Below are 22,355 nucleotides of genomic sequence, written 5' to 3'. Positions count from 1 at the left end.
CGGCAAACATTGTCGGACAGCGCTCCCTGGAGATCAAGGACGTAGAAACGCATGCATCGATTGTGATATCGCACCGCAGCGAAATTTTCGAGGAATACGCGCGGCAAAAGTTAACGCCGCAAGGCTACTCCGACTTGATGTCGGCGGCCTTCACGATCGGCCACCATTTCTCGGTCTCGGCCTTCTGAAAGGCTCCGAGTGCTGCGGGCGATTGCTGCACCAGTGGCGGTATCTCCTGGCCCAACTCGCTAAAGCGCTGCCTGACGGCCGGATCGGCAAGCGCCGCGACGATGGCAGTGTTGAGCTTTGTGACGATATCGTTGGGCGTGTTCTTCGGTGCCCAGATGCCGTGCCAATAGGAGATGTAGAGACCGGACAGGCCCGCCTCGTCGACGGTCGGGATGTCGGGCGCGGATGCGAGCCGCGTCGGCGACGTCACCGCGAACGCCTTGATCGCACCGTTCTTGTATTGCGGCAGCGAGTTCGATGCCTGGTCGAACATGATGTCGATTTGGCCTGCCACGAGATCGATCATGGCCGGCCCCGCGCCGCGATAGGGCACGAACTGGAAGTCGGTACCGGTCCGGGCCTTGAAGAAGACGCCGGCGACATGCGCGCCCGTGCCGGCACCGGCGGTCCCGGCGGTGGCCTTGCCGGGGTTTTCCTTGAGCCAGGCGATCAGCTCCTTGAGATTGTCGGGTTTGAGCGTCTTCCGGCCGACGATGAGCTGCGTACCCATCGCGATCGTCGCCACCGGCGCGAAATCGGCGATCACGTCGTAGGGCAGCTTGAAGATCGCGCCGTTCAGCACATGCGTGCCCCAATGGCCGATCGTGATCGTCGTGCCGTCCGCGGCCGCGCGCGCGACGCGGGCACCGGCGATACTGCCGGAGGCCCCCGCGACGTTCTCGACCACGATCGTCGTGTGCAATTCGGCGGCGATGCGTTCGGACAGGATCCGCGCCAGTGTGTCGGTCGGGCCGCCCGCCGCGAAGGGCACCACGAGGGTGATGGGACGCGACGGGAACGGCTGGGCGCTGCTTGGTGCGGTCCACGCCGCACATCCGATCAACACGCAAACGATCACATGGCCGCGCAATCCGGCCCACAGCCCCCGCATCATTCTCTCCACCCTTTTTGTCGCCTGCTTGTCGTTAGCGGACTGGAGCCGGAGTGAACGCTGCCGGGCAAGCGGAGGCAAGTTGGAATTTTGCGAAGGTTATTGTTTGAGCATGACCTTTTCGGAAAACCGCTCCACACTTTTCCGGATCATGCTCTATCCGGCCGCCCGCCGTGGCGTCAGGTTCGTGGCCGGATCGGCCGGCGGCGCGATCTGCATCAGGATCGTCTGGACCGGAGATGCGACCTCGATGCCGTTCTGCTGGAAGCGCAGCTTCATGCGGCGGTTGAATTCGCGCTGGACCGGCCAGCGGCCCGCCTCCGTGCAACGGATCTGGCCGACAATCGACACCATCGCGCCGTCGACCTTGTCGATGCCCCAGAGCTCGAGGTCACCGCGGATCACACCGCGGAACTCCGGCTCGCGGCGCATCTCGTCGACGATGTCCTTGAGGATCTGGCCGGCGCGGTCGGTATCCTCCTTGTAGGCGACGTTGACGCTGACGGATGCGTTGCCGGCGCCGCGGCTGGCATTAGTGATGGTCGTGACCGCGCTGAACGGCACGATGTGCACGGCGCCGTCGCCCGCGCGCAGGCGGATGGTACGGATCGAGACGTTCTCTACGACCCCCGACAGCCCGGACACGCTGACGGTGTCGCCGACCTGGACCGTGTTCTCCAACAGCAGGAACAGGCCGGTGATGAGATCCTGCACCAGCTTCTGCGAGCCGAAGCCGATGGCGATGCCGACGATGCCGGCACCCGCGAGCAGCGGCGCGACGTTGACGCCGATCTCGCTCAGGGCCGTGAGGCCGACGACGGTGGCAATCAGGCACAACAGCGCCGTCCGCAGCATCGGCTGGAACGTGCGCAGCCGCGCGGCGCGGGCGTAGTGCCCGTCCCGCGACAGCACATTGACCTGGCGGTCCATCAGCGCGTTGCTGGCTTCCCAGATCGCAGCCGCGATGCCTGCGGCGAGAGCGATCGTCACCACGGCCGAGAGCAGGCGGCTGCCGATCTGGCCGCCGTAGAACCAGACGATGGCGTCGACGCCCCAGACTTCGAGCACGGCCACGAATCCGATGAAGGCAATGACGCCCGAGACGATCTTGCGCAGCAACGGCAGATAGCGGTTGGCGCGGATTTCCAGGCCCGGAAAACGCTGGAGGATTTCCGGCTTGATGCGGAAGCCGCGGTCGATCAGGCTCAGCGTCACCATGATGGCGACGCGCGTAATCAGCACCACCACGATGGTGCCGACGAAATATTGCAGCAGCAGCGAATAGCCGTTGCGGATGTTCAGCGCCCAGACCGCCCACAGAGCGATGTCGAGCACGATCGCAAGATAGTGCCAGCCGCCGGCGATGCGATTGCGCAGGCGGGCCGCAATCCCCTGCCGATCAGCCGGCGCGCGGATGGCGTCCGCGACCTGGCGGCGGCATTGCAGGATGATGACGACGATGAAGAGATGCACGACCAGCATCACCATGCGCAGCAGCGCGGCATAGCCGGCGCGATGCAGGCCGAGCAGCAGCGCCACATTGGCAAAGGCAATGCCGGATACTCCGACGCCGACGATACGACGCGCCCAGATTTCGATATAAGCCGCCGTCTCTGCGCGAACCGGAAACAGGCCGTACGGTCCCGCCAGCGCACGGACGACACAGATGAGCCCGCGCGAGAACGCATAGGCATTGACGACCGCGAGGATCACGAGGCGAACGGTGGCGGGATCACCGATCTCAGTACCCAGGAGCCCGGTGGCGATACCGACAAAGGCGAGCACGGGGAGCAGTTCCAGCACCAAGCGCCCGAGCACGAGAGGCAACCGCAACAACAACTGCCATACCCGTGCCAGGCTATGGTAGCGCTTGTGCAAATCAGGCTGGGCGGCAGCATCGGCCACCGATGAGGGTGGATCGGCGATCGGCAGCACCTGCGCCGGCAGGCGCGCCGTCTGCGGCACGCGCGCTTCAAGGAACGCGACCGGGCGCTTGATCAAGCGGAAGATCACCCACTCGGCACTGAAGGCGCAGCCGAACACCAGCGCGAGCTTCCAGGCAATCTCGATCAAGAGATTGTAGGCGGAGGGATCATTGGCGGTCCGCACGATCCAGTAATAGAAGGCGGGGAAATGGGTCAGCGTCCGCGCCATCTCGGCGACCTCGCGCGAAATCTCGCCGATCTGCTCTGACACCGTGAGCAGGAGCTGCGCGCCGAGGCCGTCGGCCGACAGCGGGATCGGCGATTTCTGCTCGGGCGCCCGGGCCGGAGGCTGCTGCTGACCTGACGCATTCGCAATCGCGCGTAGCGTGTCGATCATCTGCGCGCGCTTCTGGTCGTCTTGCAACGTTTCCAGCGCGCGCCTGGCCTCGTCCGGCGACAACGCAGCAGCGCCGCTGGTGGCCGGCGCAGGCGGCTCGGCACGGGCGCCGGACGGAGATAGGATTGCGAGGAAGATGAGACCGAGAAGCGCCGGGGCAAGCTTATGCGACACGAGGATTCCCTGGAAAAAACGGAATGGTTACCGCCGAAGCGCATGCGTCATGTCGGATGGTGCTATTCGCCCGGATCCTGTGTCGGAAGTTTGCCGATGCGGCGACATTCTCTTGGCATTTGCCGCGATGCAGAATCGGGAATTGCAGAAGTTTGCAGTCGAAAGCGTCACGGAGAGAGGAGCGCAAATTGGAATGCGCGCGCAAACACCTCTCCCGTCATTCCGGGAGTCCGCCCGGAATGACGGCGACGAGGAGAAGAGAGAAAGCGGGTGTCACAACATTCGCGTCGGTAGCCACGTCAGGGCATCCGGGACGATGCGCATATTACAAAGAACAGCGCCGGGCAGGTAGGGGCTTTGCCACACTGATGCAGCCCTCTAAACCTTGACCCGGCGTGCCGTTCGCGGTTTCTGCCGCTATGCGATAGTCCGAACGAGCTCCATCGCACTTAACGCGGCTGGATCTGCGGAGGTGGTGTCATAGACCTCCCCTTGCTCATGAGGTGGACGTTGTGCGTCGCTTTTTGCGACCGAACGAATGGTCCTCCTGTGACATAAAACTGTCAAGCGGGATCAATGGCATTGAAATCACATTTGAGAATTCCAATCCGCCTCTCGCGACAGATCGGCATTATGGTTTGGGCGGAATAAATTCCCGTTGGCAGCGTTTGTGTCGGAGAGCACATCCGGCGGGAATCACGAGCATCGTTAAACTCACCGCTTTCCGCTCCCCTTCCCCTCGCGCTCCAGCGCCTTGCGCACCTCGTCGAACTCACCCAGCGAGGCCTTGTCGGCGCGGGGAAAGCGCAGGTCGAGCCGTTCGAGCGCCGCGACAATCACCGAACCGATCACGACGCGTGCAAACCATTTGTGGTCGGCCGGCACGACATACCACGGCGCATGGGACGTGGCCGTGTGCCGGACGATATCCTGATACACCGCCTGATAGCGCGGCCACAACGCCCGCTCCTTGATATCATCCAAGGAGAACTTCCACTGCTTGGACGGATCCTCCAGCCGGTCGAGGAAGCGCTGGCGCTGCTCCCCCTTGGAGAGATTGAGGAAAAATTTCAGCACCACCGTGCCGTTGCGCGAGAGGTAGCGCTCGAAGGCGGAGATGTCCTCGAACCGCTCCGCCCAGATGTTCCTGGTCACGAGCTTCGGCGGCAGCTTCTCCTTGGCGAGGATCTCGGGATGCACGCGCGCCACCAGGCATTCCTCGTAATGGGAGCGGTTGAAGATGCCGATATGGCCGCGTTCCGGCAGCGCGATCACGTGGCGCCAGAGGAAATCATGATCGAGCTCCCTGCTGCTCGGCTGCTTGAAGGGGTGGACCTCGCAGCCCTGCGGGTTGATGCCCTCGAAGATTGCCTTGATCGCGGAGTCCTTGCCGCCCGCATCCATGCCCTGAAGCACAATCAAGACTGACCAGCGGTCCTGGGCATAGAGCTTCTCCTGGAATTCGACGAGGCGCTTCTTGTTGGCCTCGAGAATCTCCTGCGCCTTCTCCTTGTCGAGACCGCCCTTCTCGTCGGTCTTGTGCGCCTTCAGGTGAAACTTGCCGGACCCGTCATGGCGGAATGGTGTGATGTAGCGGTCAAGTTCCTGGGCGAGCGATTTCGACGGCTTCTTGCTCATGAGCGCGGGACACCTTGCGTTTCGGCTTCAATCGGTCGAGCACGCTACCAAGGATGCCCTTCGGAAGGAATATGATGAAAAGGACGAGCAGCACGCCATAGACGAGGTTGTCCCAGCCGACCGCCTTGGTGCCGAAGCCGATGCGCAGGGTCTCCGCGAGCAGGATGGTGATGACGGCGCCGACGGTCGGACCAAGCGAGACGAAGAGGCCGCCGACGATGGCCGCGAACACCATCTGAAGCGACACCGCGATGCCGCTGACCGTGTCGGGCGTGATGAACATCTGGTACTGGCAGTAGATCGCACCCGCCAGCGCCGTCATCAAAGCGCTGATCAGCGTGATCTTCAGCTTTTCTGCGGTGACGTCGACGCCGGCGGCGGCCGCGGCGTCCTCATCCTCGGAGATCGCCTCCAGCGCGTAGCGGCTCATGCTGCGGTCGATCAAGTGCCAGACAATAATGCCCGCGAGCCATACCCCAAGCGCGATCAGATACCAGGTCGTCTTGTCGTCGAATTGCAGCGCCAGCAGCTTGTTCCCCGACGCGCGGTTCGGCGTGTAGCCGAGCGAGCCGCCGGTGTAATCGCGCGTCGCCGTGATGACCTGGAGCACGATGCCGGAGAGCGCCAGCGTCACCAGCACGAAATAGTGCCCGGTGATGCGGAAGCGGAAGCAGGGATAGCCGACGATCAGCGCCAGCACACCGGCCGCGACCATGCCTATAGGGATGCCGATCCAGGGCGATACGTCCAGATGATTCCAGAGCAGCGCCGTGACATAGGCGCCAATTCCCATGAAGCCGCCATGGCCGAGCGAAACCAGGCCGAACCGTCCCATCATCGACCAGGACGTGTAGGCGAACGACCAGATCAGGATCAGCACCAGGATGTGCAGATGATAGGGATCGCGATAGACGAAGGGCAACGCGATCAACGCTGCAAGCCCGATTGCCCACGCCACAAGCCGGCCCTGCCCCATCATCGGCGCCTCGCAAGCAGGCCCGCAGGCCGGATGAACATCATGACGATGAAGAAGGCGAAGGCGAGCACATAACCCCATTCGAGGTCGGAGAACAGGCCGCCGAGCGATATGATCTCGGCGAACACGAAGGCGGCGATGAAGCCGCCGATGAAATTGCCGAGACCGCCGAGCACGCAGATCAGGAAGGTGATCGGCCCGAACGACAGACCGACGAAGGGATGCACGTCATATTGCAGAACCAGCAGGCAAGCGGCGAGCCCGGCCAGCGCGCCGCCGAGCGCGGAGGTGATGAGGTAGATGCGTCGAGTATCGACACCCATCAGCGCCATGATCTGCCGATCCTGCGAGATGGCGCGGATCGCGGTGCCAGTGAAGGTGCGCGTCATGAAGAGGTAAACTGCGACCATGCCGACCAGCGCGGCCAGAAAGGACAGCAGCCGTGCGTAGCTGAAATGCATGTCGCCGAAGGCGAGCACCGGCAGGCGGATGCCGAGATTGCGAAAGTCGATGCCGAAGGCGACGGTGGCAAAGCTCTGGAGCACGAACAGCACCCCACCCGTCGCGAGCAGCTGATTGATCGGCGGCGCGGTCAGCAGCGGCGCGATCACGAGGTAGTGCAGCGCTGCGCCGAGGATCGCGACGAGTAGAATGGTGAACGGCGCGGCGATGAAATAGCTGAGGCCGTAATACTGCACCATGAAATACATGGCGTACATGCCGATCATCACGAGCTCGGCGTAGCAGATCCAGGTCACGTCGATGACGCCGAAGATCAGGTTGAGCCCGAGCGCGAGCAGCGCCAGCACGCCGCCGAGCAGGATGCCGTTGATCACGGCCTCCAGCAGGTAGATGTCGAAAATGTCCAGGAATGCCTGCATGCCTCTCGCCCGCCCTTCACACCCCGAGATACGCTTCCTTAACCGTGTCGCTCGCCAGCATCTCCGCCGAGGTGCCCGAGGCGCGGATCGTGCCGGCCTCGATCAGATAGGCGCGGTCGACCACGCGGAGCACCTGCTGCACGTTCTGCTCGACGATCAGCACCGTCAGCCCGCTGGCGCGAATGCGCTTCACCAGTTCGAACACCTGCTGCACCACCACCGGTGCAAGCCCTGCGGATGGCTCGTCGAGCAGCAAGAGCTTTGGATTCGACATCAGCGCCCGGCCGATCGCGCACATCTGCTGCTCGCCGCCGGACATGGTGCCGGCCATCTGGTGGCGGCGCTCCTTCAGGCGCGGAAACAGCTCGAACACGACGTCCAGCCGCTCGGCGTAGTGGCCGCGCGCCTCCTTCATGAAGGCGCCCATCTTCAGATTGTCGTCGATCGAGAGCTGCGGAAACAGTCGCCGGTTCTCCGGCACATGCGCAATCCCGAGGCTGACGATCTTGTGCGGCGGCGTCGCCACGACATCGACGCCCTCCATCGTGATCGAACCGCGCGAGGGGCGGATCAGGCCGGAGATGACGCGCATCAGGGTGGTCTTGCCGGCGCCGTTCGGACCGATGACGCCGACGGCCTCGCTGGCCTTCACGTCGAGATTGACGTCGAACAAAGCCTGGAACGTGGCATAGCCAGCGTTGACGGATCGAAGCTCCAGCATCGCCTAGCCTCCGGCGCGGCGGCGCGCTTCCGCCGCCGCGGCCTGGGTGGTCTCGGCATCCGTGCCGAGATAGACCTCGATCACGCGCGGGTCGCCAGCAACCGCGCTCGGCAATCCCTCCGAGATCTTCTCGCCGTGGTCGAGCACCATGACGCGGTCGACCACGCGCATCAAGACGCCCATGATGTGCTCGACCCATATGATGGTGATGCCGAGCTCGTCGCGGATGTTGCGCAGCATGTCGGCCGCCTGATCCATCTCGGTCTCGTCGAGGCCGCCGAGGCTCTCGTCGGCGAGCAGCAGCTTTGGCGCGGTGGCGAGCGCCTTGGCGAGTTCGAGCTTCTTCAAGCTGGCCGCGCCTAGGCCATCGACGCTGGCGTGGCGATCCGTGGGCAAGCCGACCATCGCGAGCGACCGCTCGGCCGCCTCCTCGGCCTTGGCGCGGCTGTGCCGGCCCTGACCGTAGAAGCCGGCGAGCGCGACGTTCTCGAAAATCGTCAGACGGCGGAACGGCCGCGGAATCTGGAAGGTGCGGCCGATGCCGCGGTTGATGATCCGGTGCGGCGCGAGGCCCGCGATCTCGTGCCCGGCGAACAGGATCGATCCGGAAGTCGGCGCCAGCGTACCGGAGAGCATGTTGAAGATCGTGCTCTTGCCCGAGCCGTTGGGGCCGATCAGGCCGAGGATCTCGCCCTGATCGACCCGGAACGACACGTTGTTGACGGCGGTGAAGCCACCGAAGCGCTTCACCAGCCCGCTGACTTCCAGCACCGCCGCTCTCCGCCGCTACTGGTTGCTGTAGGTGGTGCCCTTCGGCAGCGGCAGCACGGCCTCGCGCTGCGCCTGGCTCTTGGGCCACACCACATGGGATTTGTCGTCGAGATACTGAATCACGACCGGGAACGAACGCTCGTTCTGGCCTGCCATCGGCGTGCCCTCGCCATAGAACTTGACGCCGAAGCCGAGCATGGTGCCGCCTTCGGGGATGTCGGTGTCAAGCGCGGCCTTGCGCAGTGCGTCGGGATCGACCCCGCCGTACTTCTTGATCGCGCGCGGCAGCACATCGGCCATGAACACGTAGGTGTTGGACGCACCGATACCGACATGGGCCGAGCGGATGGCGACGCCGGGCCTGATCTTGTCGAACTCCTCGCCGACCATCTTGATCACAGGCGGGAGTTTCGGATCCATGGTCTTCTGGTTGGCGAGCCAGATCGAGATCGGGTCGGTGTTGAAGATATAGGTGGCGTCCGCGCCCATGCCCTCCCTCAGCTTCTCATAGACGCCGTAGCCGGCGCCATGCCCCATCAGCGCGCCGAACTTCAACCCCTGCTCGCGGGCCTGCCGCAACAACAGCGTGATGTCGGGATTGTAGCCGGTATGGAAAATGACGTCGGGCTTGGCGCGCTTCAGCTTGGTCACCAGCGCCGACAGATCCGGCGCGGTTGCGGAGTAGCCCTCCTTCATGACGAGGTTGAAGCCCGCCTTTTTGGCGCCGGCCTCATTGCCCTTGGAGACGTCGACGCCATAAGCGCCGTCCTCGTGGATAATCGCGACGCGCAGGTCCTTCGGCTCCTTGTCGAACTTCTGCTTGGCATTCTGCGCGATGAAATCCATCGTCATCATGCCGAACTGGTCGCCGCTCGCCTGCGGGCGGAACACGTATTTGTAGCCCTTGTCGTTGAACACGGCCGACGAGATGCAGGTCGTCATCCACATGAACTTCTTGAGCTGCTCGACGCGGGCCGCGACCGGCACGCATTGGGCCGAGGAGAAGAAGCCGAGCACCATGTCGACCTTTTCCTGCTCGAGCAGGCGAACGGATTCGTTGATGGCGATGTCGGGCTTGCTCTGCGCATCGGCATAGACCGCCTCGATCTTGTAACCCTCGACGCCGGTCTTGGCGAAATGGTCGAGGATGATTTTCGCACCGATATAGCCGAGCTCAGACCCGCCGCCCGCGAGAGGCCCGGTCAGGTCGAACACGACGCCGATTTTGATCTTCTTCTCTTGAGCCTGGGCCGAAGCCATCAAGCCTGTCGCGGCAATCGCGATCAACATCCCACGTACCGAGCGGGCAGCCATGCGCAGGCGCATCAAAAACCTCCCTGGACGATTGTGCATTGCATTCTTTTTGCTTTTGTTTTTTGCCCATCACATGGGCTGGGCGAAGCGATGTCAAGCCTCGCGCGTCAGCGCGAAGCGAACTGCTGCTCGACGAAGGCCGTGACAAATCGCGGCATGGACGGCGTGAGATCACTCATCCCGCGCACGAGATGAATCGCCGACAATTCGGGCTCGGCCTCGCGCGCGAGATTCGCTTCGATCCGGGTGCGAACCGCCTCGCCCGGCATATCAAGGTTGAGAACCTGAATCATTGCAATCGCGTGGCCGGTGACCACGCAGTGCCAGTCCGCCTCGGCTCGGTAGTCGACCGCGGTCAGGCCGGTCTCCTCCGCGGTCTCGCGGACGACACTGCCGGGAATGTCGAGCGTCCCGTGCCTGACATCGTCGAGATCGGGCGTGCCCGACGGGAAATAGATGCGTCCCGCATTGGCGGTGTGCTGCGCCATCTCGCCCATAACGAAGACGCCGTCGGAGGCGCATAGCGCGCCCATGCCAAAGCCGTTGAACACGGCAGGATCAGGAAAGCCCCAGTCGCGCCAGGCGAGGAAGCTCGCGAAGTCGGTCTCGAAATAGGTCGCGGCGAGATGACCGTCCGTGAACACGGCATCGCGCCCGAGCAGAACGCGGCCGTTCCAGATTTTCGGCCGCTCGCGCTGCTTCTCGGCAAAATGCGCCGCGATCTCGGCGCGCCGCTCTTCTGCGAACGGCCACGCGATCGGGCGCACGGCAAGATCGAGCGTCGCGACGCGATGAATGACCGGTGACGTCATGACGCCGATTACCACGCCTTCGCGTCAGCTATTTGGCATTCACTCCTGTGGTCTTCTTGGACTGTTCGACATACCTATTGGTAAAGGTCTTGCTGACGTCGATCTTCGCGTTGGCCACGTCAGGCGAGCCGACGCTGAACACCGCGAGCACGGCGTCCGCCCCCTTCGGGTCCATCTTGCCGGTTTCGGAGAACATCGGAATCGTGTTCTTCAGCGCGGCGAGATAGAGATCCTTGTTCTTGCCGACCATCTCCTCCGGCATCTTCGCCATGATCTCCTCGGGCGAATGCGAATGGATCCAGGCGAGCGTGCCCAGGATCGCATTGGTGAGCGCCTGCACCTCCTTCTCGTGGCCGTTGACCCAGGCCGCAGTCGAGTACAGCGCGCCACCCGGATATTCGCCGCCGAACGTCTCGAGCGTATCCTTCTGGGTGCGGGTGTCGCTGAGGATGCGCAGGTCCTTGTGGCTGCCCTGGAGCACGGTAACGGAGGGATCGAGCATCACGGCCGCGTCGATCTGTCCCTGCTCCATGGCGGCGACCGCGGTGGCGCCGAGACCGACGCCGATCACGGCGGTGCCGGCCGGATCGAGGCCGTTCTTCTTCAGCATATACTTCAGGAAGAAGTCGGTAGAGGAACCCGGTGCGCTGACGCCGACCTTCTTGCCGGCGAGATCCTTGACCGACTTGATTTCGTTCGTGTGCGACGGCGAGACCACCAGCACGAGGCCGGGATAGCGGTCATAGACCACGAAGGCCTGAAGCTCCTGCTTCTTGGCGGCGAGATTGACGCAATGGTCGAAATAGCCGGAGACGACGTCGGCGCTGCCGCCGAGCACGGCCTTGAGCGCATCCGAGCCACCCTTGAGGTCGACGAGCTCGACGCTGAGGCCGGCCTTGTCGTACTCGCCAAGTTGTTTAGCCAGCACCGTCGGCAGATAGCACAGGCAGGCGCCGCCGCCGATCGCGACGGTGACCTTGCTTTGCGCCGCGGCAAGACCGGTGGTGAGCGTCAGCGCCAGCAGCGCGCCGGCGAGCCTGGCAATCGTGTTCTTCATTGGTTTCCTCCATTCGGCCGGCGGCACCATAGAGCAGCGGGACTGGCTTGAGAAGCATGGCCTAAGGCGCTGGCCATCGGCCTTTCGGCGCAATAGCATGGGCGCACAACAACAAACTTGTGATGGGGAGGATCATCCATGAATCGCCTTGCAATCGGGCTGTCGATCGCCACCGCTTTTGCCGCCGGATGCGGCGCGACCCACCTGCTGCGGCCGGCGGTGGCCGCGGAGAATATCACCCCGCAGATCATCCACACCGGCGAGATGGAAGGCGACCCACTCGGGAACGCCAACAATGTCGGCTACCGTTCCAAGATGTTCGCGAGCGCCGACGGCGCCACCATCTCGATCCAGGTCGGCAATGTGCCGAAGCACATGCATCCCAACACCAACGAGATTCAGTACATCCTGGACGGGACCGGAACCATCTGGCTCGGCGACAAGGAAGTGACGGTGAAGCCCGGCGACCTCGTCATCATTCCGAAGGGAACGCCGCATGGCGGCACCAAGCCGATCAGCGGACAGGTCAAGGCGATCGCAATCAAGACGCCGCCGCAGGCACCTGACGACACCAAGCTTTTGGACTGAGCGATCCGGGCTCGCGCCGATGCGTGGGCCCCGTTGCGGCCTAGCCGCGCCCGTCCACGGTCGGCCGCCAAACCAATAGTCTCCGCTCCACCAGCGTAACCCCATAGTCGATCAGGATGACGAAGGCCGACAGCACGAACATGCCGGCGAACACGCCGGCGACATCGAACACGCCTTCGGCCTGCTGGATCAGATAGCCGAGCCCCGCCGCCGATCCCAGATATTCGCCGACGACCGCGCCGACCACGGCAAAGCCGACCGAGGTGTGCAGCGACGAGAACATCCAGGACAGCGCCGAGGGCCAATAAACGTGCTGCATCAGCTGGCGCTCGCTCATGCCGAGCATGCGGCCATTGTCCAGGATGGTGCGGCTGACCTCCTTGACTCCCTGATAGACGTTGAAGAACACGATGAAGAAGACGAGCGTCACGCCGAGAGCAACCTTGGACCAGATGCCGAGGCCGAGCCACAGCGCGAAGATCGGCGCCAGCACGACGCGCGGCAGCGCGTTGACCATTTTCACGTAGGGATCGAATACCGCGGCGACGAGCGGCTGACGCGCGAACCAGAAGCCGACCAGCACGCCGCCGAGCGATCCGATCACGAAGGCCAGGAGCGACTCCACCAGCGTGATCCAGAGATGCTTCCAGATCACGCCCGATAAAAACCATTTGACGATCTGGCTGAACACGTCGACCGGGTTGGAGAAGAAGAACGGCGGCAGCAGGATCTTGCCGAACACGGGAACAGTCGAGAGCAATTGCCACAGCGCGATGCAGACGACGGCGACCAGGACTTGCAGCGCAAGCAGCGTCACGCGCGACATCAGACCGCCTCCGCCGCTTGCGTGGATTGCGCGTAGCCCTTCATCACCTCGTCCTTGAGCACGCTCCAGATTTCGCGATGGAGCGCATGGAACTCCTTGTCCAGCCGCACCTCGAAGATGTCGCGCGGGCGCGGCAGCGTCACGCGCCAGTCGCCGATGATGCGCGAGGACGGTCCCGCCGACATGATCACGACGCGGTCGGCGAGCGCGATCGCCTCCTCGAGGTCATGGGTCACGAACAGCACGGCCTTGCGGTCGGCATTCCAGAGGTCGAGCAGGAGGTTGCCCATCACCTGCCGGGTCTGCGCATCGAGCGGCCCGAACGGCTCGTCCATGAGCAGGATCTTGGGATCGCGGATCAGCACCTGCGCCAGCGCCACACGCTTGCGCTGGCCGCCCGAAAGCATGTGCGGATAGCGGTTGGCGAAAGCCGCGAGGCCGACGGAGGTCAGCCATTTCTGCGCGCGCGGCAGCGCCTCGGCGCGCGGCGTGCCCCTGATCTCGAGCCCGATCGCGACATTGTCGAGCGCGGTCTTCCAGGGAAACAGCGCATCGGCCTGGAACAGATAGCCGGCGTCCCGGTTCAGCCCCGCGAGCGACCGGTCGAATATCTTGACGCTGCCGGCGGCCGGCTTCAGCAGTCCGGCGGCAACGTTGAGCAGTGTCGATTTTCCGCAGCCGGTCGGGCCGACGATGGCGACGAACTCGCCCTGCGCGACCGTAAGGTGCGCCTTTTCCACCGCCGTGTAGACCCGCCCGTCTCCCAGCCGGAACGCAACCTTGGCATCTTCCAGTGCCACTGCCGTGGGCGTTGTCATGTGTTTCCTCCGAACCCGGATCGATGCCTTAGCCGCTCGCGCGGCGAAGTTCAATCGAGCCGCCAAGCGTGCTACGCATGGGTCTCGTCATCCCCGCCCTCCATGGGCTGGTCAGCGAAGTGAGCCCCCGCCCAATGCCTTCCAGGCCGATGATTGGCTATGCGCACGTCACCAAGAGCTTCGGTCGCACCGTGGCTGTGGACCATGTGTCGCTCGATATCGGCGAGGGCGAGTTTCTGGCCATCGTCGGCGGCTCGGGCTCGGGCAAGACCACACTGCTGCGGTTGACAAACCGGCTGATCGAGGCCGATCGGGGCACGATCACCGTCGAGGGCGACGACGTGCGGGCCGTCGATCCGGTCGCGCTGCGGCGACGGATCGGGTACGTCTTCCAGAGCGGCGGACTGTTTCCGCATCTGAGTGTTGCCGACAATATCGGGATCACGCCGAAGCTGCTTGGCGTGCCGGCGGCGGACATCGCCGCGCGCGTCGACGAGCTGCTGGAGCTCGTGCAGCTCGACCGTGCTGCGCATCGCGACCGGCTGCCAGAGGCGCTGTCCGGCGGCCAGCGCCAGCGCGTCGGCGTCGCGCGGGCGCTGGCGGCACAACCCCGCATCGTACTGATGGACGAGCCGTTCGGCGCGCTCGATCCCCTGACCCGCGACGCGCTCGGCGACGACTATCGCACGCTGCATCGCAGCCTCGGCCTAACCACCGTGATGATCACGCACGACATGACGGAAGCGATTCTGCTCGCCGACCGCATCGCGGTGATGCGCAGCGGAAAGCTGCTCGCGCAGGGCACACCGGCCGAGCTCTCAAAGAGCAGCGATGACTATGTGCTGGAGCTGTTACGGACGCCGCGGCGCCAGGTCGAGCGGCTAAACACGCTGCTGCCGCAGAGCGGTGCGGCATGAGCCTCTTCTCCGATCCGCGCTGGGGCGAGGCGCTGTCGCATCTGCCCGACTATCTCGGCAACCATGTGCGGGTGAGCCTGGCCGCGCTCGCGCTTGGCCTGATCGTCAGCCTGCCGCTGGCGATCCTGACGCGCGACCGTCCCACCCCGCGCGGCGTCCTGCTCGCGCTCGCCAGCATCGTGCAGACCGTGCCGGGTCTGGCGCTGCTCGCGCTATTCTACCCGCTGCTGCTGGCGTTGGCCTCTGTGACGCTGGCCTGGTTCGGCGTCTCGTTCTCGGCGTTCGGCTTCCTGCCGGCGATGCTGGCGCTCGCGCTCTATTCGATGCTGCCGGTGCTGCGCAACGGTATCACCGGCCTGAACGGCATCGACCCGGCGCTGCTCGAGGCTGCGAAGGGTGTCGGCATGACCGCGCGGCAGTCGCTCGTGATGGTCGAACTGCCGCTGGCGCTGCCGGTGATGATGGCCGGCATCCGCACCGCCGCCGTCTGGGTGATCGGCACCGCGACGCTGTCGACTCCGATCGGACAGACCAGCCTCGGCAACTATATCTTCGCGGGACTCCAGACCCAGAACTGGGTGTTCGTGCTGTTCGGCTGTTTTGCTTCCGCCCTGCTGGCGCTCGCCGTCGATCAACTGCTTGCTCTGATCGAGAACGGCCTGCGCCAACGCAGCCGCCTGCGTACTGTGTTCGGCGTCGCCGGCATCCTCGCGCTGGTGGCCGCGACGCTGGTGCCGTCGATGGCGCGATCGTCGTCGGGATACGGTGTCGGCGCCAAGACCTTTGCCGAGCAATATGTGCTGTCGGCCCTGCTCAGGGACCGCCTCCAGGCAGCCGGTCTATCCACCACCGCACGATCGGGTCTCGGTTCGAGCGTGATCTTCGAGGCGCTGAAGGCCGGCGACATCGACCTCTATGTCGATTATTCCGGCACGCTCTGGGCCAATCAGCTGCACCGCACCGACATCAAGCCGCGCGCGGAGCTGTTGGCGGAGCTGAAGGCGGCGCTCGCCAGGGACAACATCACCCTGCTCGGCGATCTCGGCTTCGAGAATGCCTATGCGCTGGTGATGCCGAAGCAGCGTGCCGAGGCGCTTCATATCCGCACCATCGCCGATCTCGCGGCGCACGCGCCGACGATGTCGATCGCCGGCGACTACGAATTCTTCTCGCGGCCCGAATGGGCGGCGCTGCAAAAGGCCTATGGCCTTCAGTTCCGCGCCCAACGCCAGATGCAGCCGGACTTCATGTATGCGGCGGTCGCCAGCGGCGAAATCGACGTGATCGCCGGCTACACCAGCGACGGGCTGATCGCGAAATACGATCTCGTGGTGCTCGACGATCCCAGACACGCAATCCCACCCTACGATGCGATCCTTCTGCTCGCGCCGAAGCGCACCGGCGATGAGCGGCTCAAGGAGGCTCTCGAGCCGCTGCTCGGCAGGATCGATATCGCCACGATGCGGGAAGCCAATTTGCGGGCCAGCGGCAACGACGCGAATTCGTCGCCGGATGCGGTGGCGCGGTGGCTGTGGGAGAAGGTGGGGAAACGGTAGGCCACGCTCGCCGCAGAGCGACAATCGTCTACAGCCCGCGGATCATCCCCGCATTGATCAGCAGCCGGTTGAGTCGCCGCGCCTCGGCGCCGTCCTTGCAGGCGTAGAACATGCCCTTGCAGCGGAGCATGATCTCCTTCTGCTCGGCGAAGGACGGATCGAGCGGAATGCCGGCAGCTTCCTGGATCACCAGGGGCAGATAGGGACCGTCGACCGTGTCCATCACCGCATCGCTCTTGACCGGTTCGAAATTGACGGCGTCGATCGCGTAATAGGTCCCGTAGAGACGCGGATCATAGCCGTCGAGCTTCTTGCCGATGGCGCCTTCATCGAGCCCCGGCTCGAGGATCTGCGGTGCGAACTCCGGCTGATGGTCGCCATAGCGCACGATCAGGAACGGCTCGCCTGGAAAGGACTTCTTCAAGCCGGCGATGAAGGCCTTGTACTGCTCGGCGCTCATCGCCTGCCGGCGCAGATATTCGTCGATGGAGGGCGTATTGCCAGGTGCGCGCCAGTTCGGCATCAGGTCGGGGCGGAAGCGCGTCTCCCAAGGGAAATGATTGGCGCCGAGATAGATGAAGGTGAACAGCGGCTTGTTCGGCGTCCGCGCCCCCATCAGCTGGAGCGCCTTGTCGTAGAAGAAGCCGTCCGGCTCGACATCCTTCGCACCGAGATCCTTTGCGTCGTAGAAGCGCTCGATGCCGGTGGTGAGCTGAAAACTGCGCGCGCTCATGAAGGCGCCGTAGGCGGGATAGAGCGACATGGTGTCGTAGCCGCAGCGGCGTAGCGCCAGCGGCAGGCCGCGCTCGACGCGGCCCGTCGCAATGCGCGTCACGAAATAGGCGAACCGGCCAAACGAGCGCGAGGAGAGGCCGGCCAATACGTTGTATTCGGTGAACCAGCTCGGCCCACCATTGCTCTCGGCCAGAAACGTGCGCTGCCTGCCGTCATGGGACTTGAAATGGCTGCCATAGCCCGGCGGCACCTTGATGCCCTGCGCGGCGCGAATGTCGAAGCTCGATTCATCATGGACCATGATGATGTTCGGCCGGCGACCCGCGGGATGGCAGGCGTCGACCAGCGGCATGTTGAGCCGTTCATTGGTCGAGGCCGCCGACTCCATGAAACCGTATTGCGCGAAGTCGGAGACCGCGCTGACGCCGGAGCGGAAGAATTTCGAGAGATAGCCGTCGTCGTAATAGCCGCGCCAGGCCTCGTCCGGATGATAGAGCGAATAGCCGACGAGTGCGGCGACACAGGCGAGCATGGAGGCAAGCGCCGGCAAGCGGCGGATGCGGAACGGGTCGAGCCACCACAGCGCATACATCAGCGGCAGCGTGACGAGGCCGGCCAGGATCACCGACCAGCGCAGGTTCGGGAAGATCGTGAACAGGAAGGCGACGGTGTCGCGGTCGATCATCATCAGGTCGATGAAGTTCACCGTCATCTGCACGACGTCGTGCTTGAGCCGCGACAGCAGCACCAGCACCACGACCATGGTCAGCGACAGCGCGCCCGAGAGTGCGGGCCGCCGCAGCAGCGTGATCCAGAAGAAGTTGAGGATGCCCCAGGCCAGCACGAAAGACAGCCGCGCGCCGAAATCGGTCTCGGTCTCGTACATCAGCGCCAGGGCTGCGAAATGGGGCGCGGCCACCGCCAGCAGGCGCCAGATGCCGAGCGCGGCAACGCTCGCCAACACAGCGGTCGTGGCGGAAGGACCTGGATTGGGCGCGGACGCCATCGACGACACGCAACAGCTGGTCCGGCGCGGTAATGCCGAGCCGGCTGACCGGGCCTGCGGCGTTCGGCGCAGCCGGAAGGCCTGCACCGTGTCATAAAACTGTAATTGAATGGTCACGGACAAGCAACGTGTGCCGCGGTCCGACCTTCGCTTAATGTTAGCGGGCGGCGAAGGGGCGGGTGCCTCGCGCGCCCCACATCCAATTCCATCCCCTCACTGAGGAGCCTGCACCAGCAGGCATCTCGAAGGGCGAGGCCGAGCAGATCAGGCCCGCGCTAGGGCTTCGAGATCCCTGCGATGAACAGGTCGATCATCCCTTCCGCCATCCGCTCGATCTCGCCCTGCTCCACTCCCCAACGCGGAAAGTGGCCATCGAGATTCATCCGGGCAAAACCGTAGACCAAGGCGCGGCCCGCGATCTGGATGCGCTTGAGGTCCGTCGACCGCAACAAGCCCTGCTCCGCCGCATCAGTCAGCATCTGCTCCGTCAGCGCGATCAGCTCCGCATTGTCCCGCGAGAGCTCAGCGGAACCGCCATGGGCAAAGTAGCGCCCCGTCGAGATGATCTCGAAATGCGCGGGATTGCGTATCGCCCAGCGCAAATAGGCAAGGCCGAAGGCGCGGAAACGGGCGAGCGGGTCGGCGGACGGCATCTGGCCCAGCGCCGCCTCGATCTCGACACGAAAGCGCCGCTGCGCCTCCTCTGCCGCCGCGGCCATCAAGGCATCGCGGTTGGGAAAGTGCCGGAACGGCGCCCCCGGCGACACGGCGGCGCGGCGCGCGGCCTCGCGCACGGAGACCTCGGCGCCCTCGGCCGCGAGTTGCAGCGCAGCGTCTATCAGGACCCGGCGGAGGTCGCCGTGGTGATAGGGCCGGGCTTCAGCTGCGCGGCGGCGGGGCGGGGGCGGGGCGGAGCTTAGATGTGGGGCTGGTGGGCATAGAGCCTTCTAGCATCACCCAAACGTGAATGTAATCATCGATTACACCATTGACGGCCGGGTCACCTCGAAATGTAATCGATGATTACATAACGAAGGAGATCGCTGCCATGTCACGACGTCAAAGCTGGTTCGAAGGCTGGCGGCTGCTTGCCGTCCTCAGCGTGAGCTTGGTCGTGCTGAGCGTATGGATCGCCTCGATGCGACAGTTCGAGGTCGAGGGCGTGCGCATGGTGATCCGCTTCACGGCGCGCAGCTCTCTGCTCCTTTTCTGCCTCGCCTTCGGAGCCGCCGCGCTGGCGCGGCTCTGGCCCAACGCGTGGACGCGCTGGCAGCGCCGCAACCGGCGCTATCTGGGCCTGAGCTTCGCGGCCTCGCACGCCATCCACGCAGTTGCGATCGTCATATTCGCCCAAATGGATCCTACCGGTTTTGCGGAGGCGACTTCGGCCGCCTCCTACATCTTCGGCAGCATCGGATATGCGTTCATCATCGCCATGAGCGCGACCTCGTTCGACCGCACCGCCGCGCTGATCGGGCCGCGCGCCTGGCGCGCGCTGCACCTCACGGGCGGCTACTATCTCTGGTTCCAGTTCATGGTGTCATTCGGCAAGCGCGTGCCGGCAATGCCGCTCTATGCTGCGTTCCTCGTTCCGCTCCTCGCAGTGATCGCACTGCGGCTGATCGCGATGGCCGCCCTTCCGCGCGGACGGACGGCCGAGGCAAGCTGAGCAGCGGGCTCAGCCCTGCGGCAGCAACCCGAGGCGCTTGGCGATGATGCGGTCGAGCGTCCGTTTCGGCAGCACGGCCCCGATCAGATGGCGCAGCCGGTCCGGCGTGATCTGGTAGCGCACCTTGGGGCTTGCGGCAGTCAGCGCCTCGAACACGATTTCGGCGATGCGCTCGGCGTGCAGGCCCTTCGCGCCAAGCTCCATCATGAACGCCATGACCTTGTTCAGCGCCGGAAGATAGGGCGAGTTCTGGTACACGGAGAGATCAATCTGTTCGGCCTTGCTCCAGATCGGCGTCTTCACCGCGCCGGGGGCAACGATGATGACGTCGATGCCGAACAGCATCAGCTCGCGGCGCAGGCTCTCCGAGAGGCCCTCGATGGCGTGCTTGGAGGTACAGTAAGGCGCCGACAGCGGGTTGCCGTTCTTGCCCGCGACCGAGCTGATCATCACGATCCGGCCCTTCGGCCCCTTCAGCGACGGATCGGCGCCGAGCAGCGGCCCGAAGGCTTGCGTGGCGATCACCGGACCGATGACATTGATGTCCATCTGGCGGCGGAAATCATCGGCCGATAATTCGAGCACGGGACCGGCGACCGCGATGCCGGCATTGTTGACGAGGCCGGCCAGCGTCTCGCCATTCAGCGCCTCGCGCACCTGGCGCGCGGCGGCCAGCACTGCGGCTTCATCGGTGACATCGAACAGCAATGGCGTGAAGCTGGCGCCGAATTCGCCCGAGAGCCGGTCGGCGTCGGCCTGCTTTCGGACGCTGCCGAAGACGCGATAGCCGCGCCCGATCAGGAATTTTGCAGTGGCCCAGCCAATGCCGGTGGACGCGCCGGTGACGACGACAGATCGCATGTGTTTCCCCCTCTGGTTCCCCCAATCATGCAAGAGGACAGCAGGGCTGCGCAATGCTGCCGGGTTCTCAGGGCGCGCACCGATGACGGTTTTTGCACGCGCGACGCACCATAAGAAGGTGCAGCCGGTGTCAATTCTTAGGATGAAGCGGCACGCGAACGTCGCGCTGCACGGATCATTGCACGATCAGAATACGGATGAATAGCCGAATCTTTGACCCTGAAGACGCTAGGGTTTTGCGGGTCGGACGCGAAAGAAGGGATTGAGGAACGACGCGAGACCAAGAATGTGCTTTAAGCGTCAGTTCTTCGTCTTGAGCGCGGGCTTCAAACATCGAAGAGTTTAAATGAAGCAACAAAGCTTGAGAGGAGATGCGAGCGGCGAGGCGTCCACCTCATCTCGGATCGAATATACCGGATGAGCACTTAATTTTTGGTTTGCCTCCGCTAGTGAACAGGATCCTGGCCGGCACGCTCGCGAAGCCGGTAGAATTGGAGCGCGGCCTTCGCGGTATTTGGATTCAACCGGAGGAAGCTCGCAAAGCACTGCTCCAATCCCTCTCGCGCCTCGTGGGCCGAACCGGGCTGAAACGTCAAGATCGCCTTCGTCGTGTCCCAGGATAGACCGATTGCTTTCGCGAGGATGAGAATCTGCTCGGTCTGAGAGCGGACCAGCGCACGCTCGATCGCTCCGATTGGCAGGTCGCTCATGAGCGACAGCGCGACGGCGGTCTTGTCGAAGCTTCGCTCCCCGATGAAGCCGAGCACTCGTGCCTCGTCCAGTTGCCCGCCCGAATGCAGGGACCTCACCTCGGCCAACGCCCGGGCGTGCTCGCTGGAGCCTGCGCGCGCCATCGTTTGCAGTTCATCGGAGCCCTCCGCAATTGCACTCCGGATCACGGCTGCCTGGCGGGGATCGGCTGCCTCCAGCTTGCATCTCACCATCTCGGATGCATGGACGAACAACTTCAGCAGGGTCTCGCGCGGAATATCGGGTCGGGCCCAGATGCACATGGCGAGCGCACCATTGTCCCGCGCCCGCCCGACGAGCTTGGAAATTCCCTGAGTCGAGAATCTGGCGCCAACATTGCCGGCGACCCGTGCGGCAACATCGTTGCTGCCGCGTTCGACGAGGACATCGGTGACGGGTTCCGTCAACTGGCTGCGTCCGGCGATTGCCAGCAGGTGGTCCTCGCTCTTGGTCCGCGCATTCGCCGCCAAGGTCGCCTCGTCGAGGCGCGGCGAGTGCTCGAGGACCGGCGCGGCCACTTCGGGCGCGTCATCAAACGCCAGCAAGCGAATCGTCCGACGGGGCGCGTCGGACAATCTGGAAAGCCGGCTTCCGAAGGCCGCGCGGGCGGCGCGTTCGATATTCTGAAGCAGCGAGCTCATCACCTCGTCGAACAGATCGATCTGCTGATCCGTGAACTTGCCCGAGCCGAACTCGAAGAGATCGGCAACGTGTCGCAGGAGCTCGGCGCGCTTCGACAGCTCCCGGCTCGCCAGCGCCGTCTCGAGTTGATCGATCAGGCCGTTCTCCAAGTTCATCTTTTGTGTCCTGGACGCGGAGCCAGCCGTGTTCCAACGGGGCTCA

At 64.2% G+C, this 22,355-nt stretch carries 20 protein-coding genes; 4 read left to right on the top strand and 16 right to left on the bottom strand.

Features of this window, described 5'->3' with window-relative positions; all coding sequences use genetic code 11:
- Window positions 1–124: 124 nt before the first annotated feature.
- From IVB18_RS10660 to IVB18_RS10615, 10 genes are all read right to left on the bottom strand, one after another.
- A complete protein-coding gene (locus tag IVB18_RS10660; protein WP_247989123.1) occupies window positions 125–1,120 on the bottom strand; it encodes a tripartite tricarboxylate transporter substrate-binding protein in 996 nt (331 codons plus the stop codon).
- A gap of 156 nt (window positions 1,121–1,276) precedes the next feature.
- A complete protein-coding gene (locus IVB18_RS10655; RefSeq protein WP_247989122.1) occupies window positions 1,277–3,616 on the bottom strand; it encodes a mechanosensitive ion channel domain-containing protein in 2,340 nt (779 codons plus the stop codon).
- A gap of 714 nt (window positions 3,617–4,330) precedes the next feature.
- A complete protein-coding gene (locus tag IVB18_RS10650) occupies window positions 4,331–5,254 on the bottom strand; it encodes a polyphosphate kinase 2 family protein (protein ID WP_247989121.1) in 924 nt (307 codons plus the stop codon).
- Complete coding sequence (locus IVB18_RS10645; RefSeq protein ID WP_247989120.1) at window positions 5,214–6,233, bottom strand: branched-chain amino acid ABC transporter permease; 1,020 nt, start codon at window positions 6,231–6,233, stop codon at window positions 5,214–5,216. Before IVB18_RS10645 ends, IVB18_RS10650 begins: the two co-directional genes overlap by 41 nt.
- Window positions 6,230–7,111, bottom strand: a complete 882-nt coding sequence (locus IVB18_RS10640; protein ID WP_247989119.1) for a branched-chain amino acid ABC transporter permease — start codon at window positions 7,109–7,111, stop codon at window positions 6,230–6,232. The genes IVB18_RS10645 and IVB18_RS10640 overlap by 4 nt, the downstream gene beginning before the upstream one ends.
- 16 nt (window positions 7,112–7,127) lie before the next feature.
- Window positions 7,128–7,832: an ABC transporter ATP-binding protein gene (locus IVB18_RS10635; RefSeq protein ID WP_247989118.1), complete on the bottom strand. Its 705-nt coding sequence runs from the start codon at window positions 7,830–7,832 to the stop codon at window positions 7,128–7,130.
- A gap of 3 nt (window positions 7,833–7,835) precedes the next feature.
- Complete coding sequence (locus IVB18_RS10630; RefSeq protein WP_247989117.1) at window positions 7,836–8,603, bottom strand: ABC transporter ATP-binding protein; 768 nt, start codon at window positions 8,601–8,603, stop codon at window positions 7,836–7,838.
- Between the two features lie 15 nt (window positions 8,604–8,618).
- Entirely contained in the window at window positions 8,619–9,929 is a 1,311-nt protein-coding gene (locus tag IVB18_RS10625; RefSeq protein WP_247989116.1) for an ABC transporter substrate-binding protein, read from the bottom strand.
- 95 nt (window positions 9,930–10,024) lie between these two features.
- Window positions 10,025–10,729 (bottom strand): NUDIX hydrolase, encoded by a 705-nt coding sequence (locus IVB18_RS10620; protein ID WP_247989115.1) that lies wholly within the window; start codon window positions 10,727–10,729, stop codon window positions 10,025–10,027.
- 28 nt (window positions 10,730–10,757) lie between these two features.
- Entirely contained in the window at window positions 10,758–11,786 is a 1,029-nt protein-coding gene (locus IVB18_RS10615) for an ABC transporter substrate-binding protein (protein WP_247989114.1), read from the bottom strand.
- 138 nt (window positions 11,787–11,924) lie between these two features.
- Here IVB18_RS10615 and IVB18_RS10610 point away from each other — a divergent pair, with 138 nt between their 5' ends.
- Complete coding sequence (locus tag IVB18_RS10610) at window positions 11,925–12,374, top strand: cupin domain-containing protein (protein ID WP_247989113.1); 450 nt, start codon at window positions 11,925–11,927, stop codon at window positions 12,372–12,374.
- A gap of 40 nt (window positions 12,375–12,414) precedes the next feature.
- Here IVB18_RS10610 and IVB18_RS10605 read toward each other — a convergent pair whose 3' ends face one another.
- Window positions 12,415–13,200, bottom strand: a complete 786-nt coding sequence (locus IVB18_RS10605) for an ABC transporter permease (protein WP_247989112.1) — start codon at window positions 13,198–13,200, stop codon at window positions 12,415–12,417.
- Window positions 13,200–14,018 (bottom strand): ABC transporter ATP-binding protein, encoded by an 819-nt coding sequence (locus IVB18_RS10600; RefSeq protein WP_247989111.1) that lies wholly within the window; start codon window positions 14,016–14,018, stop codon window positions 13,200–13,202. The genes IVB18_RS10605 and IVB18_RS10600 overlap by 1 nt, the downstream gene beginning before the upstream one ends.
- Window positions 14,019–14,152: 134 nt before the next feature.
- Here IVB18_RS10600 and IVB18_RS10595 point away from each other — a divergent pair, with 134 nt between their 5' ends.
- Window positions 14,153–14,935: an ABC transporter ATP-binding protein gene (locus IVB18_RS10595; protein ID WP_247989110.1), complete on the top strand. Its 783-nt coding sequence runs from the start codon at window positions 14,153–14,155 to the stop codon at window positions 14,933–14,935.
- Window positions 14,932–16,491, top strand: a complete 1,560-nt coding sequence (locus IVB18_RS10590; RefSeq protein ID WP_247989109.1) for an ABC transporter permease/substrate-binding protein — start codon at window positions 14,932–14,934, stop codon at window positions 16,489–16,491. Before IVB18_RS10595 ends, IVB18_RS10590 begins: the two co-directional genes overlap by 4 nt.
- A gap of 28 nt (window positions 16,492–16,519) precedes the next feature.
- On the opposite strand, the gene IVB18_RS10585 is transcribed toward IVB18_RS10590, so the two are convergent.
- Window positions 16,520–18,232, bottom strand: coding sequence for a sulfatase-like hydrolase/transferase (locus IVB18_RS10585; RefSeq protein WP_247989108.1), 1,713 nt, complete (start codon window positions 18,230–18,232; stop codon window positions 16,520–16,522).
- A gap of 275 nt (window positions 18,233–18,507) precedes the next feature.
- Entirely contained in the window at window positions 18,508–19,026 is a 519-nt protein-coding gene (locus IVB18_RS10580) for a TetR-like C-terminal domain-containing protein (RefSeq protein ID WP_247989107.1), read from the bottom strand.
- Between the two features lie 254 nt (window positions 19,027–19,280).
- Here IVB18_RS10580 and IVB18_RS10575 point away from each other — a divergent pair, with 254 nt between their 5' ends.
- On the top strand, window positions 19,281–19,901 hold the full coding sequence (locus tag IVB18_RS10575; protein ID WP_247989106.1) for a hypothetical protein: 621 nt from the start codon (window positions 19,281–19,283) through the stop codon (window positions 19,899–19,901).
- A gap of 9 nt (window positions 19,902–19,910) precedes the next feature.
- Here IVB18_RS10575 and IVB18_RS10570 read toward each other — a convergent pair whose 3' ends face one another.
- Both IVB18_RS10570 and IVB18_RS10565 read right to left on the bottom strand, forming a co-directional pair.
- On the bottom strand, window positions 19,911–20,762 hold the full coding sequence (locus IVB18_RS10570; RefSeq protein WP_247989105.1) for an SDR family oxidoreductase: 852 nt from the start codon (window positions 20,760–20,762) through the stop codon (window positions 19,911–19,913).
- A gap of 446 nt (window positions 20,763–21,208) precedes the next feature.
- A complete protein-coding gene (locus tag IVB18_RS10565) occupies window positions 21,209–22,309 on the bottom strand; it encodes a DUF2336 domain-containing protein (protein WP_247989104.1) in 1,101 nt (366 codons plus the stop codon).
- Window positions 22,310–22,355: the final 46 nt, after the last annotated feature.

This window comes from Bradyrhizobium sp. 186 (assembly GCF_023101685.1).
Classification (GTDB): domain Bacteria; phylum Pseudomonadota; class Alphaproteobacteria; order Rhizobiales; family Xanthobacteraceae; genus Bradyrhizobium.
The sequence above is the reverse complement of the archived record's forward strand: the minus strand, read 5'-3'. Positions and strand labels throughout refer to the sequence as shown.